Annotated in this window: 1 pseudogene; it reads left to right on the top strand. The window is 36.2% G+C overall.

Annotation, left to right across the window (positions count from 1 at the left end):
• Window positions 1-450 (top strand): annotated as a pseudogene (locus FUA24_RS05060) (asparagine synthetase B); the annotation flags it as partial.

Genomic DNA, 450 nt, shown 5'->3' with positions numbered 1-450 from the left:
ATATTAGTAGCCCAAGCAAAAACATGGAAGCTGTTGTTTTAGAAAAAGCACCTAAAATTGCAGTTTACACACCTAAAGGAAAGCAACCATGGGATGACGCTGTAACCATGGTTTTAAAGTATGCCGAAATTCCTTATGAAACTGTTTATGATGAAGAAGTGCTAAATGATAATTTGCTTCTTTATGATTGGTTGCACCTACACCACGAAGATTTTACTGGGCAATACGGTAAATTTTATGGTGCTTACAGGGCAGCTTCATGGTATATTGAAGAAAAAAAATCTGCCGAAGCACTAGCTGCAAAACTTGGTTACAGTAAAGTATCTGAACAAAAACTAGATGTAGCTTTAAAAATAAGAGATTATGTTGTAGGCGGTGGCTTTATGTTTGCCATGTGTAGCGCAACAGATAGTTTTGATATTGCTTTAGCTGCTGAAGGTATTGATATTT

The sequence above is a fragment of the Seonamhaeicola marinus genome (genome assembly GCF_008085455.1).
This window is presented reverse-complemented; position numbering and strand designations above follow the sequence as displayed.